Source organism: Kluyvera ascorbata ATCC 33433, from assembly GCF_000735365.1.
GTDB classification, from domain to species: Bacteria; Pseudomonadota; Gammaproteobacteria; order Enterobacterales; family Enterobacteriaceae; genus Kluyvera; species Kluyvera ascorbata.
Genome location: NZ_JMPL01000029.1, coordinates 1 through 12,981, shown reverse-complemented (window position 1 = coordinate 12,981; position 12,981 = coordinate 1). Strand labels below are relative to the sequence as shown.

The following is a 12,981-nucleotide window of genomic DNA, read 5'->3' as shown; positions in this document are numbered from 1 at the left end:
TTACGGCGTGTGAATAGTACCGTCTGGTAGACGGCTCTGGGTCCATTCGTGCGGGCGGTACGCTACCGGATGCTGCAACGCCAGCGCTTCATCAAAACCTACGCCAATGCCAGGCACCGTCGGCGGGTAGATAAAGCCATTTTTCACCTCAGGCGCACCGGGGAATACCGCATCCGTCATGGCAGAGCGTGGGATAAACTCCTGGATAGCGGCATTGTGCAAATGGATATTCAGGTGCGTGTTCACCGCCACGCCGATAGGCGTCATATCCCCAGGACCGTGCCATGCCAGGCGCACGCCAAAGGCCTGGCACAGTACCGCCAGCTTCAGCGCAGGCGTAATGCCGCCAATCTGCGAAATATGGCAACGGATAAAATCAATCTGCCGGTTGACGATAAGGTCATGCCACTCAGCAGGGTTATTGAATAACTCTCCCATCGCTAACGGCACGCTGCTCTGCTGGCGAATCTGCGCCAGCCACGGGCTCTGCTGCGGCGATAAAATATCTTCAATAAACCACGGCTGATAGGGTTCAAGCTGCTTTGCCAGCTGTAGCGCCTGCTGCGGAAAGAGGCGTTCGTGGACATCATGTAAAATGTGGAAACGATGCCCGTAACGCGCGCGAAGCAGCCGGAACATCTCAACCGTATTGCGCACGTACTCGTCCTGATCGAACCATGCTCCCGGCGTTGGGTTCTCCGGCGTATGCATTTCTCGCGGCGTACCGCCGTAAAAACCAAGCTGGCAGCGAATATGACGATAGCCCTGCTCCAGAAGTTTATCGACAGAGATAAACAGCTCATCTGGCGTTTCGCCGCTGGCATGGGTATAGGCCGCAATCGCATCGCGGGATTTTCCCCCCAACAGCTGATACAGCGGCATACCAGCAAGCTGCGCTTTGATATCCCACAGCGCCATATCCACACCTGAAATAGCGTTATTCATCGCCGGGCCGTTACGCCAGTAAGCATTAACGTTCATCATCTGCCAGAGGTCTTCGATATTGTTGGCGTCTCGCCCCACCAGCAACGGTTGAAGATATTCATCCACCAGCGTTTTCACCGCCAGCGGGCGCTGTTGGAACGTTGCGCAGCCCAACCCCACCACTCCATTATCCGCTGTCACCCGCACCGTCACCAGATTGTGGCGCTCTGGGCGGGTGATAAAGCACTCAATCGCAGTAATCAACGTCGGTTTCACAGAAAGCTCCCTGTGCAAAATAAATATCAATTTCTTATTATCTTCACCCTATTTTCAGGGTTCGGTAAACCTTTTTATCGAATAAATATTTTGGTCTGGAAATAGAGATATTTATATTTAAAAAACGTACCAATTTACCAATTATCTACCACTCAATGCCAAATACAGGAAAGAATGTGATTTTCATCATCATTTATTGGTTTGTTTTTACTGATTAGCTTATTTACCATTTCTACAGACAAAGATAACAACAAACATATCGCAGGAGCCGCTATGGGGACGCAAGAGGCTATCAGCCGAATTATTGGTCTGGTGGGTGGTCGGGAAAATATCAATAAAGTCTGGCACTGTATGACGCGGTTACGCTTTGATTTAATTGATGATAATAAAGTCGCGCAGGAAGAAATTAAAAACCTGCCTGGCGTGCTGGGCGCACAGCTACAAAGCGATCAGTTTCAGATAATTATCGGGCCCAGGGTCAATAGCTGGTATGAACAACTGCAGGAGACCTTAGGCACCGGCGGCCAGAACGTATCTCACAGCGCACCTAAAGCGCGTAAAAGCCTGGTATCGCTGTTTATGGATACGGTCTCTGGCGTATTTGGTCCAATCGTTCCCGCAATTGCGGGCGCCGGGATGATTAAAGGGCTGCTGGCCGGGCTTATCGCCCTGAAGCTGGTGTCACCGAAAAGTGATACCGTGATGATAATCGACCTGATTGCGAGCGGTGTTTTCTACTTCCTACCGTTTTTCCTGGCCGTTTCGGCAGCGAAGATCTTCAAGACCAATGAGTATCTGGCGGCGGCGGTTGCGGCATGCCTGATGTATCCGACGCTGATTGACGCCGCAAAAGCGCTCGCGGCCCATCAGGCGGATGCCGCCTCTGCGCTCTGGTTATTTAACGCCATTCCGGTCTCGGTCTTTAACTACGCCTCAAGCGTTATCCCGGTCATTTTCTCGATTCTGGCGCTGAAATACATTCATCAAGCGGTCGACAAAATCATGCCGGAGGTATTGAAAACGGTCTTTACCCCAACGCTGACGCTGTTCCTTGCCGCGCTGGCAGCGCTGGTCATCATTGGTCCGATTGGTATCTGGCTGGGTAAAATGCTGGCGTGGTTTATCGAAGGGCTGTTTGGCGTGTCGGCAAGCTTCGCCGGGCTGGTTGTCGGCGCGATTCGTCCGGTGGCGATTCTGACCGGAATGCATCACGCCATGACGCCGATTGCCCTGCAAAACTTTAGCGACCGTGGCTACGATATGCTGATGCCGATGATGTTTATGGCTAACATGGCCATCGCAGGCTCCACCTTTGCCATCTGGCGAGTGAGCAAAGAGAACCGGACGGTGACGCTTTCCGCCGCGATTTCCGCGCTGTTGGGCATTACCGAGCCCGCGCTGTTCGGCGTACTTACGCGTTACAAAAAAGCGTTTATCGCGGCGACCATCGCCAGTTCTCTGGCATCGGCGTTTATCGCCTTCTTTGGTGTGCGGCTGTATGGCTATATTTTATCGAGTATTTTTAGCCTGCCCGCCTATATCGGCCCCTACTTTGTCTTTGCGCTTTCCGGCGTGGCCATCGCGCTGATCCTCTCCTTTACGCTCACTACCCTTCTGGTTGGACGCGAAGAAGCAAAATAAAAAAATCCCTCCGCAGGCACCCTGCGGAGGGATTCGTCTACTGATGCCGGCTAGCCCGGCACGCCATTTTCCCACCCCTGAGAAATTACAGGCTCTCAGTAAAGGTACGAGCAATAACGTCGCGCTGCTGCTCTGGAGTCAGTGAGTTAAAGCGCACTGCATAACCAGAAACACGGATGGTCAGCTGTGGGTATTTTTCTGGATGCTCAACCGCGTCCATCAGAGTTTCACGACGCAGCACGTTTACGTTCAGGTGCTGACCGCCTTCTACGCGAACTTCTGGTTTCGCTTCAACCGGGATTTCACGGTATTCAATGTCGCCCAGCGCGCTAACGGCTACAACGTCATCTTCTGCGTAACCGCCTTTTGCACACAGGCAGCGTGCTTCGCCTTTCTCGCTGTCGAGCAGCCAGAATGAGTTCAGCAGGTCTTTGTTTGCAGCTTTGGTGATCTGGATACCTGTAATCATTTGATGCCTCCCTAAGGCTCTTTATATTCGTTTTTAACCGGCCTGACCGCGGCCAATTGGTAAAACCATTGTTGCTTGAGTGTATATATACCCCTCGAACACCCTTGATTCTTTGATTTAAATCAATAAAAACCACACCATAAAAGAGGTCATATCTGAATATACTTGTTTTGCATCAAGTTACGCCCTGCGATACACACAAAAATCTTTGTAAAGATTCAACTTTTTTTGTGCCACCAGCGATAACTGCTGCCTTCTGATTTTGTGATGTCGAAAGAAGCAGTTAAGCTATACCGATAGCAATTCGCAGGAGAGCGAGATGACCACCCCATTAACCTGGCACGACGTGCTGGCCGCTGAGAAAGAGCAGCCTTATTTTGTGAACACCCTAGCCACCGTCGCCAGCGAGCGTCAGTCCGGCCAGACTATCTATCCGCCGCAGAAAGATGTCTTTAACGCTTTTCGCTTTACCGAGTTAAACGATGTGAAGGTCGTGATCCTCGGGCAGGACCCGTATCACGGTCCCAATCAGGCGCACGGTCTGGCCTTCTCCGTGCAGCCGGGTATCGCGACGCCGCCCTCCCTCTTGAATATGTATAAAGAGCTTGAAGGAACCATCCCCGGTTTCACGCGCCCAAACCACGGCTATCTTGAGAGCTGGGCGCGCCAGGGCGTGCTGCTGCTCAACACCGTTCTGACCGTTCGTGCAGGACAGGCGCACTCGCACGCAAGCCTTGGCTGGGAAACTTTTACCGATAAAGTGATCGCGCTGATTAACGAACATCGCGAAGGCGTCGTGTTCTTATTATGGGGATCGCACGCGCAGAAAAAAGGCGCGATTATTGATACTCAGCGCCACTGCGTGCTGAAAGCACCTCACCCATCGCCGCTCTCTGCGCACCGCGGGTTCTTTGGCAGTAACCATTTTGTGAAGGCGAATGAGTGGCTAGAGCAGCGTGGCGAAGCGCCGATTGACTGGATGCCGGTGCTGCCGGAATAGTTCGGGAAATATTGCAGATATAAAAAAAACCGGTCGAGTCGCCTCTTCCGGTTTTTTTCAACATCGCGTTTGATTACGCTTTATGCTGACGCCACCATTCGGCTAACACCACGCCCGTCGCCACAGAGACGTTCAGGCCTTCAACGGCACGAGTTCCGTCGATAGAAACGCTCATGTCAGCAATAGCGGCCGCCGCTTCGGAAACGCCATCGCGATCCTGACCCAGCGCCAGAACCATCTTCTTAGGCAGTTCGGATTTGAACAGCGGCAGGCCACGGCCGTTGCCGCTGGTCGTTACGATGGTGTAGCCCGCATCGCGGAACTGCTCCAGCGCATCGATGAAACCGTCACCGGTAATAGGTTCAACGTGTTCAGCGCCACCTTCTGCGGTACGGATAGCCGCGCCGGATTCCAGCAGAGCCGCATCCTGCAGTACCACGCCTTTCACACCGAAGTGCGCGCAGCTGCGGATCATCGCGCCGAGGTTGTGCGGGTTACCCGCATCTTCCAGCGCCAGTACACAGTCATCTTCGCCGCTTTTGGCGACCCACTGCTGTACGGAAGTCCCGTTACGTTTTTTGATCAGGAAGCACACGCCGCCGTGGTGTTCAGTGCCGGACGCTTTCGCCAGCTCTTCTTCATCAACCACGTGATAGGCTTTACGGTTTGCCGCCATCCAGCGCAGCGCTTCTTTAAAGCGTGGGGTTACGCTCTGTACGAACCATGCGCGAACGATAGCGTCCGGACGGCTCTGGAACAGTGCCTGACAGGCGTTTTCGCCGTATACGCGAGTCTCTTCCGCGCGCTGACGACGCAGTACTTCTGGATCGATAAAGCTTTTACCGCTGATCCCGCCGTGATCGGCTTTCGCCGGTGCGTCATCACCCGGAGCACGGGAAACCGTACGCCATGGGGAGCCTTCACCACGATCGCGATCGCGTTCTACATCGCGGTCACGGCCACGTTCACGGCCGCGTTCGCTGTTAGGACCCTTTCTCTCATCACGGGCAGGGCGACGACCGCCTTCGGCACGGGAAGCACCAGCACGGGATGTGCCAGGACGGCCTCCGCCTTTACCAGTACGAGGATTTTGGGTGCGTTTGTCCGAGTCATCGTCACTGCGGACGTACATCACTTTGACCTTGCCGTTTTTGTTCTTCAGTTCGTCGCTCATGTTTTTCTCCACCTGCGCTGCGCGAAGCGCGCAGATTACCTGATGTGCTAGCGCTTAGCTATGACTTCGTACAAAAGACCACGACTATTGTACCCATTGGATAAAACGCATTGTCGATTAATACGCTCTGAACGATAATGTGTAACATTATAGAAACATTCGGCAACATTGCCGTTCTGCAACACGATGACCCAGAGGTGAGTTATGAATACCGTTTGTGCCCACTGCCAGGCGCTTAATCGCATTCCAGAAGCGCGTATTAACGAAGCGGCAAAATGTGGACGCTGTGGTGAAGACCTGTTTGATGGCGAAGTCATTAATGCCACGGACAGCACGCTGGATAAACTGCTGAAGGACGATCTCCCCGTTGTTGTTGATTTCTGGGCGCCATGGTGTGGCCCTTGCCGTAGCTTCGCGCCCATCTTCGAGGATGTGGCCGAAGAACAAAGCGGCAAAATTCGCTTTGTGAAAGTGAACACCGAAGCGGAACGCGAGCTCAGCGCCCGTTTCCGAATCCGCAGCATCCCGACCATCATGATTTTCAAAAATGGTGAAGTCGTCGATATGCTTAACGGCGCGGTACCAAAAGCGCCGTTTGAAAGCTGGCTGAACGAAGCGCTGCAAGCATAATCCCACCGGGGCACATCTTGTGCCCCGTATCCGCCTCTGCGACAATAGTCTCTTTGCCGTACGATTCCCATGATTGATAACGCCGTTCTTCGGTTGCGCGCTGAGCGTTTAGCCCGTGCGACTCGCCCTTTCCTTGCCCGTGGTAATCGGGTTCGCCGCTGCCAGCGTTGTCTGCTGGTGCAACGCTATTGTCTGTGCGACACCATCGCCCCGCATCCGGCAAAGAGCCGCTTTTGCCTGGTGATGTTCGATACCGAACCAATGAAGCCCAGCAACACGGGTCGCCTGATTGCCGATATTTTGCCGCAAACAGATGCGTTCCAATGGTCACGTACCGAGCCGCCTCAGGCGCTGCTCGAGCTGGTTAAAAACCCGGACTATCAGCCAATGGTGGTTTTCCCGTCGTCTTATGCCGACCCGGGCCGTCAGGTACTCAGCGCGCCCCCCGCTGGAAAGCCGCCGCTGTTTATTATGTTAGACGGAACCTGGCCAGAAGCGCGGAAAATGTTCCGCAAAAGCCCGTGGCTGGACAATATCCCGCTTATCTCCGTCGACCTGTCGCGCGTATCCGCCTACAGCCTGCGGGAGGTGCATGCCGAAGGTCAGTACTGCACTGCGGAAGTGGCCATTGCGCTGCTGGATTTAGCCAATGATACCGGCGCGGCTTCAGCACTTAGCCAGCACTTCACCCGCTTTCGTGATAACTACCTTGCGGGAAAAGCTCATCATCAGGGCAACATCACAACAGCCGAAGCGGAAAACGGTTAAACTCATAGGATTACTGTCGCGTAAGGAAGACGGCTATGAGTCAACGTGGGCTGGAAGCACTTCTGAGGCCAAAATCTATTGCGGTGATTGGCGCCTCGATGAAACCACAGCGGGCCGGTTTTTTAATGATGCAGAACCTGCTGGCCGGTGGCTTTGCTGGCCCCGTTCTGCCCGTAACTCCGGCCTGGAAAGCGGTGCTCGGCGTTCTCGCCTGGCCGACTATTGCCAGCCTGCCCTTCTCTCCAGATCTTGCGGTACTTTGTACCCACGCGCGTCGTAACCTCGAACTGCTGGAGGCTCTGGGGGAAAAAGGCTGTAAAACCTGCATTATTCTCTCCTCGACGCCCGACCAGTTCAGTGAACTGAAAGCATGTGCTGCCCGTTACCAGATGCGCCTCCTTGGGCCAAACAGCCTGGGCTTGCTCGCGCCTTGGCAGGGTCTGAATGCCAGCTTTTCACCGGTGCCCATTCGCAAAGGGAAACTGGCCTTTATTTCTCAATCTGCCGCCGTTTCCAATACCATTCTCGACTGGGCCCAACAGCGCGAAATGGGGTTTTCCTACTTTATCGCGCTTGGCGACAGCCTGGACATTGATGTCGACGACCTGCTCGATTATCTGGCGCGGGACAGCAAAACCAGCGCCATCTTGCTCTATCTGGAGCAGCTCAGCGATGCGCGACGTTTTGTCTCTGCCGCGCGCAGCGCCTCACGCAATAAGCCGATTCTGGTGATCAAAAGCGGACGCAGCCCGGCGGCACAACGCCTGCTTCACGTTAACTCAGGTATGGACCCGGCATGGGATGCCGCGATTCAACGCGCGGGTCTGCTGCGCGTACAGGACACTCACGAACTTTTCTCTGCCGTTGAAACCCTTAGCCATATGCGCCCCTTGCGCGGCGAGCGGTTGATGATTATCAGCAACGGCGCGGCCCCAGCGGCACTGGCGCTGGATGAACACTGGGCGCGCAACGGTAAACTCGCCACACTCAGCGACGAGACGCGCCAGCAGCTACAGCAGCTATTGCCGGAAACCGTCGAAGCCAATAACCCGCTGGATTTGCGTGACGATGCCAGCATTGAACACTATTTAGCGGCGGTGAAAGTGCTGCTCGATAGCCCAGACCTGGATGCCCTGATGGTGATCCACTCGCCAAGCGCCACGGCGCCGGGAAGTGAAAGCGCGACAGCGTTGATTGACCTCATCAAGAAGCACCCGCGCGGGAACTATATTAGCGTGCTGACCAACTGGTGCGGCGAATACTCATCGCGGGAAGCGCGCCGCATGTTCAGCGATGCGGGCATTCCAACCTACCGCACGCCGGAAGGGACGATTACCGCCTTTATGCATATGGTGGAATACCGGCGTAACCAGAAGCAGCTGCGGGAAACACCGGCGCTGCCGCATAGCCTGACGGCAAATACCTCGCAGGCCCACGAGCTATTACAGCAGGCGATAGACAACGGTATCAGCGCGCTGGACACCCACGAAGTTCGTCCGATTCTGGAAGCCTACGGGCTGAATACGCTGCCAACCTGGATTGCCTCAGACAGCGCAGAGGCCGTTCATATCGCCGAGCAAATTGGTTATCCCGTGGCATTGAAGCTACGCTCGCCGGATATCCCGCATAAATCGGAAGTTCAGGGCGTGATGCTCTATCTTCGCACCGCTACCGAAGTGCAGCAAGCCGCCGACGCAATCCTCGACCGTGTCAAAATGACCTGGCCACAGGCGCGCATTCACGGCCTGTTGGTACAAAGTATGGCTAACCGTGCCGGCGCACAGGAATTACGCGTGGTGGTTGAGCACGACCCGGTTTTCGGCCCACTGATTATGCTGGGCGAGGGGGGTGTAGAGTGGCGTGCGGAAGATCAGGCCGCCGTTGCGCTACCGCCGCTCAATATGACGCTGGCGCGCTATCTGGTTATTCAGGCAATTAAGAGCAAAAAAATCCGCGGCCGCAGCGCACTCCGTCCGTTAGATATCCCGGGCTTAAGCCAGCTTTTAGTCCAGGTTTCTAACCTGATTGTCGATTGCCCGGAAATCCAACGCCTGGATATTCATCCGCTGTTAGTTTCCGGCAGTGAATTTACCGCGCTGGACGTCACGCTGGATATCGCTCCATTTAGCGGTTCAAGCGAAAGCCGCCTTGCTATTCGCCCGTATCCTCAACATCTTGAGGAGTGGGTGATCATGAAAAACGGTGAGCGTTGTTTGTTCCGCCCTATCCTCCCGGAAGATGAACCGCTGTTGCAGCAGTTCATCGCTCGAGTCACAAAAGAAGATCTTTACTATCGCTACTTCAGCGAGATTAACGAGTTTACCCACGACGATTTAGCCAATATGACGCAGATCGACTACGATCGAGAAATGGCCTTTGTTGCCGTTCATGGTTCCGGCGATGAGACAGAGATCCTCGGCGTAACACGAGCGATTTCCGATCCTGATAATATCGATGCGGAATTCGCCGTACTGGTACGTTCTGATCTGAAAGGCCTTGGGCTCGGTGGGCGGCTACTGGATAAACTGATTAACTATACCCGCGCTCACGGTTTACTGCGCCTGAATGGCATTACCATGCCCAATAACCGCGGGATGATAGCGCTCGCGAGAAAGCTCGGCTTTGACGTTGATATTCAGCTGGAAGATGGGATTGTGGGTCTTTCCTTAAGGCTGAGTAATGACTAAGTTGCTGGAAATGCTGCCCTTACCCGACAGAGATGGTATCATTGACCGCTTACGTCGTCTGCCAGGTACAGAGGACCCTTCACTAAACCAGAGAAGAAACGCACTGTGATGTTGTCAAAATTTAAGCGTAATAAACATCAACAACACCTTGCCCAACTACCCAAGCTTTCACAGTCTGTTGATGATATTGAGTTTTTCTATGCTCCAGCAGATTTCCGTGAAGCTCTGCTCGCAAAAATCGCCAGCGCCACGCGCCGAATCTGCATCGTCGCGTTGTACCTCGAACAGGACGACGCCGGAAAGACGATTCTGCAAGCCTTGTACAACGCCAAACGTCAACGCCCGGAACTTGAAGTCCGTGTGCTGGTTGACTGGCATCGTGCACAGCGTGGGCGTATTGGTGCAGCGGCATCTAACACTAATGCCGACTGGTACTGCCGTACCGCGAAAGAAAACCCGGGCGTAGAGGTTCCCGTTTACGGCGTGCCTATCAACACCCGTGAAGCACTCGGCGTACTGCACTTTAAGGGCTTCATTATTGATGACTGCGTGCTGTACAGCGGCGCGAGTATCAACGATGTCTATCTGCACCAGCACGATAAATATCGCTATGACCGCTATCAGTGCATTCGTAATCCGAAAATGGCCGATATCATGTTTAATTGGGTGTCGGAAAATCTGGTTGAAGGCCGCGGCGTTAACCGTCTCGATAATACCGAGCGTCCGAAAAGCCCAGAAATCAAAAACGATATCCGCCTGTACCGCCAGGAGTTACGTGATACCAGTTACCATTTTGAAGGCGATGCCAGCGATGATGAACTCACCGTCACGCCATTAGTTGGTCTGGGTAAAACCAGCGTTCTGAATAAAACGATTTTCCACCTGATGCCGTGCACTGAGGAAAAACTCACCATCTGTACGCCGTATTTCAATCTGCCTGCGCTGCTGGTGCGGAATATTATTCGCCTGCTGCGGGATGGAAAAAAGGTCGAGATTATCGTCGGTGATAAAACGGCAAATGACTTCTACATCCCGGAAAGCGAGCCGTTTAAAATTATCGGCGCGCTACCTTATCTGTATGAAATTAACCTGCGTCGCTTCCTGAGCCGTCTGCAGTATTACATTAATACCGATCAGTTAACCGTGCGTCTGTGGAAAGACGAGGATAATACCTACCACCTGAAGGGGATGTGGGTCGACAACGAGTGGATCCTGCTCACCGGCAATAACCTCAATCCACGCGCCTGGCGTCTGGATCTGGAAAATGCCGTGCTGATCCACGATCCGAAAAAGCAGCTGGCCTCAATGCGCCAGAAAGAGCTGGATCTGATCCGCAAACACACCACAGTGGTGAATGATTTCCGCGATCTGCAAAGTATCGCCGAATATCCGGTTAAGGTACGCAAGCTTATCCGCCGTCTGCGACGTATTCGTATCGACAGACTCATCAGCCGTATCCTTTAAATTGCAGCCTCGTTTCGACGGGGCTTTTTTTCAGGGAGCCTCCAATGATCCGTGTATTTGTTCTTTTCTGTACGCTCGTATTAAGCGGTTGTAGCCACATGGCAAACGATAGCTGGACCGGCCAGGATAAAGCACAGCACTTTATTGCATCAGCTATGCTCTCTGCCGCCGGTAATGAGTATGCGCAGCACCAGGGCATCAGTCGTGACCGCAGCGCCGCCATTGGCTTTATGTTTTCGGTGAGTCTGGGGGCATCGAAAGAGCTCTGGGACAGCCGCCCGGCTGGGAGCGGCTGGAGCTGGAAAGACTTTGCGTGGGACGTCGCCGGTGCCACAACCGGCTATGCGGTGTGGCAGCTGGCGCAGCATTAACGCTACAGGCGTAACCCCTTCCCTTTGCGGTGCAGCTTCAGCGATACGAGGAAGGCCAACGCCGCCATCACGGTAACATACCAGAAGAAGGCGGTTTCAATACCCTGCGACTTCAACGACAACGCCACGTATTCAGCTGAACCACCAAACAACGCGTTCGCGACCGCATAAGAGAGCCCGACACCCAGCGCGCGCACCTGTGCCGGGAACATCTCGGCTTTCAGGATCCCGCTAATCGAGGTATAGAAGCTGGTAATCAGCAATGCACACATGACCAGGCCAAACGCGGCATACGGTGAGGTGACGTTCTGCAATGCGGAGAGAATCGGCACGGTAAACAGCGTTGCAAGGGCGCCAAAACAGAGCATAGAGGTACGACGACCGACTTTGTCTGATAACAGGCCAAAGAATGGCTGTACCAGCATGTAGACAAACAATGCTGCCGTCATAATGACGCTGGCGAGGTTAGCGCTCATGCCCGCTGTGTTCACCAGATATTTCTGCATATAAGTCGTGAAGGTATAGAAGCTTAGCGAGCCAGCAGCAGTAAAACCAAGCACCATCATAAATGCTTTACGATTACGCCATAGCCCCTTGAAGGAGCCCGCTTCTTTCAGCGTCCGGGTTTCTTTCTGCGATGTTTCATCGAGCTGACGGCGCAGCCACAATGCCACAATAGCCAGTACCGCCCCCATAGCAAATGGGATACGCCATCCCCAGGCGTGAAGACTGTCGCTGTCCATTACGTTTTGCAGGATAACGACGACCAGTACCGCTAAAAGCTGGCCGCCGATTAAGGTGACATACTGGAATGACGCATAGAACCCTTTACGTCCTTCAACCGCCACTTCACTCATGTAGGTTGCACTGGTGCCATATTCCCCGCCAACAGAGAGTCCCTGGAATAAACGAGCCAGCAGCAGCAGCGCTGGAGCCCAGGTACCAATCACGCTGTAACCGGGCAGGCAGGCAATGACCAGCGAGCCAAAGCACATCATGCAGACGGAAATAAGCATCGAGACTTTACGCCCACGACGGTCGGCAATACGGCCAAATAGCCATCCTCCAATAGGGCGCATCAGAAAACCAGCAGCAAAGACGCCCGCGGTTTGTAGAAGCTGGGTAGTCGTATTTCCGGATGGAAAGAAGATATGAGCAAAATACAGAGAACAGAACGAGTAGACATAAAAGTCAAACCATTCAACGAGATTCCCCGATGATGCCCCAACAATTGCCATGACTCGACGGCGAGTATCGCTGCCGGTAAGCGTCCCTTCTGGGGTCACACTGGTTACAGCCATTCGTTAACTCCTGCCAAAAGCGATCTCCTGCCTTAACCGGGCGTACACGTCACGCAGGCAGGTATTTTAGTAAATGAAATGTTATATAATTGTTATATGTAAATTAGTGATTCGCATCACATTTTTAATTAGCAAGATCACTGTTTAGGAGTAACTGCAGGTACAAGGGGCAAACGAAGGGGGTTGAAAACGTTAAAGGTAGGGCATTTGTAGGCCGGATAAGGCGTTTTCGCCGCCATCCGGCAGCCTGCGCCACCGCGCTTTCATTTTCCACAC

11 protein-coding genes are annotated in these 12,981 nt (G+C 53.8%); 7 read left to right on the top strand and 4 right to left on the bottom strand.

Translation table 11 applies throughout. The annotated features are described in order from the left end of the window. Positions 1-1,200, bottom strand: coding sequence for an enolase C-terminal domain-like protein (locus GKAS_RS09555; RefSeq protein WP_035893815.1), 1,200 nt, complete (start codon positions 1,198-1,200; stop codon positions 1-3). Positions 1,201-1,473: 273 nt separating this feature from the next. Between GKAS_RS09555 and GKAS_RS09550 the strand changes: the two genes are divergently transcribed. Beyond that, on the top strand, positions 1,474-2,841 hold the full coding sequence (locus GKAS_RS09550; RefSeq protein ID WP_035893813.1) for a PTS transporter subunit EIIC: 1,368 nt from the start codon (positions 1,474-1,476) through the stop codon (positions 2,839-2,841). Between the two features lie 85 nt (positions 2,842-2,926). On the opposite strand, the gene grcA is transcribed toward GKAS_RS09550, so the two are convergent. Beyond that, entirely contained in the window at positions 2,927-3,310 is a 384-nt protein-coding gene (gene grcA / locus GKAS_RS09545; protein ID WP_035893810.1) for an autonomous glycyl radical cofactor GrcA, read from the bottom strand. Between the two features lie 319 nt (positions 3,311-3,629). On the opposite strand from grcA, the gene ung reads away from it, so the two are divergent. Beyond that, positions 3,630-4,310 carry a uracil-DNA glycosylase gene (gene ung / locus GKAS_RS09540; protein WP_035893808.1) on the top strand — a complete coding sequence of 227 codons (681 nt, stop codon included), beginning with the start codon at positions 3,630-3,632 and terminating at the stop codon, positions 4,308-4,310. 73 nt (positions 4,311-4,383) lie between these two features. Here the strand turns inward: ung and GKAS_RS09535 are convergent, their stop codons facing one another. Beyond that, the gene (locus GKAS_RS09535; RefSeq protein ID WP_035893807.1) at positions 4,384-5,484 is read right to left on the bottom strand and encodes a tRNA/rRNA methyltransferase; all 1,101 of its coding nucleotides are present in this window, start codon (positions 5,482-5,484) and stop codon (positions 4,384-4,386) included. A gap of 204 nt (positions 5,485-5,688) precedes the next feature. On the opposite strand from GKAS_RS09535, the gene trxC reads away from it, so the two are divergent. The 5 genes from trxC to GKAS_RS09510 all read left to right on the top strand — a co-directional run bounded on the left by trxC (position 5,689) and on the right by GKAS_RS09510 (position 11,404). Then, positions 5,689-6,114 (top strand): thioredoxin TrxC, encoded by a 426-nt coding sequence (trxC, locus tag GKAS_RS09530; RefSeq protein WP_035893806.1) that lies wholly within the window; start codon positions 5,689-5,691, stop codon positions 6,112-6,114. A 69-nt stretch (positions 6,115-6,183) separates the two neighbouring features. After that, entirely contained in the window at positions 6,184-6,882 is a 699-nt protein-coding gene (locus GKAS_RS09525) for a tRNA-uridine aminocarboxypropyltransferase (RefSeq protein ID WP_035893804.1), read from the top strand. Between the two features lie 35 nt (positions 6,883-6,917). Next, positions 6,918-9,569 carry a bifunctional acetate--CoA ligase family protein/GNAT family N-acetyltransferase gene (locus GKAS_RS09520; RefSeq protein ID WP_035893802.1) on the top strand — a complete coding sequence of 884 codons (2,652 nt, stop codon included), beginning with the start codon at positions 6,918-6,920 and terminating at the stop codon, positions 9,567-9,569. A gap of 108 nt (positions 9,570-9,677) precedes the next feature. Then, complete coding sequence (gene pssA / locus GKAS_RS09515; protein ID WP_035893798.1) at positions 9,678-11,033, top strand: CDP-diacylglycerol--serine O-phosphatidyltransferase; 1,356 nt, start codon at positions 9,678-9,680, stop codon at positions 11,031-11,033. A 44-nt stretch (positions 11,034-11,077) separates the two neighbouring features. After that, on the top strand, positions 11,078-11,404 hold the full coding sequence (locus GKAS_RS09510; RefSeq protein WP_369709355.1) for a YfiM family lipoprotein: 327 nt from the start codon (positions 11,078-11,080) through the stop codon (positions 11,402-11,404). A gap of 2 nt (positions 11,405-11,406) precedes the next feature. Here GKAS_RS09510 and GKAS_RS09505 read toward each other — a convergent pair whose 3' ends face one another. Further along, a complete protein-coding gene (locus tag GKAS_RS09505; protein WP_035893796.1) occupies positions 11,407-12,705 on the bottom strand; it encodes an MFS family transporter in 1,299 nt (432 codons plus the stop codon). Positions 12,706-12,981: the final 276 nt, after the last annotated feature.

What these genes read in the sequence shown, in the direction of transcription:
- GKAS_RS09550 (WP_035893813.1), top strand. Translation starts at nt 1,474, where the DNA reads ATGGGGACGCAAGAGGCTATCAGCCGAATTATTGGTCTGGTGGGTGGT.
- grcA (WP_035893810.1), bottom strand. Translation starts at nt 3,310, where the DNA reads ATGATTACAGGTATCCAGATCACCAAAGCTGCAAACAAAGACCTGCTG.
- ung (WP_035893808.1), top strand. Translation starts at nt 3,630, where the DNA reads ATGACCACCCCATTAACCTGGCACGACGTGCTGGCCGCTGAGAAAGAG.
- GKAS_RS09535 (WP_035893807.1), bottom strand. Translation starts at nt 5,484, where the DNA reads ATGAGCGACGAACTGAAGAACAAAAACGGCAAGGTCAAAGTGATGTAC.
- trxC (WP_035893806.1), top strand. Translation starts at nt 5,689, where the DNA reads ATGAATACCGTTTGTGCCCACTGCCAGGCGCTTAATCGCATTCCAGAA.
- GKAS_RS09525 (WP_035893804.1), top strand. Translation starts at nt 6,184, where the DNA reads ATGATTGATAACGCCGTTCTTCGGTTGCGCGCTGAGCGTTTAGCCCGT.
- GKAS_RS09520 (WP_035893802.1), top strand. Translation starts at nt 6,918, where the DNA reads ATGAGTCAACGTGGGCTGGAAGCACTTCTGAGGCCAAAATCTATTGCG.
- pssA (WP_035893798.1), top strand. Translation starts at nt 9,678, where the DNA reads ATGTTGTCAAAATTTAAGCGTAATAAACATCAACAACACCTTGCCCAA.
- GKAS_RS09510 (WP_369709355.1), top strand. Translation starts at nt 11,078, where the DNA reads ATGATCCGTGTATTTGTTCTTTTCTGTACGCTCGTATTAAGCGGTTGT.
- GKAS_RS09505 (WP_035893796.1), bottom strand. Translation starts at nt 12,705, where the DNA reads ATGGCTGTAACCAGTGTGACCCCAGAAGGGACGCTTACCGGCAGCGAT.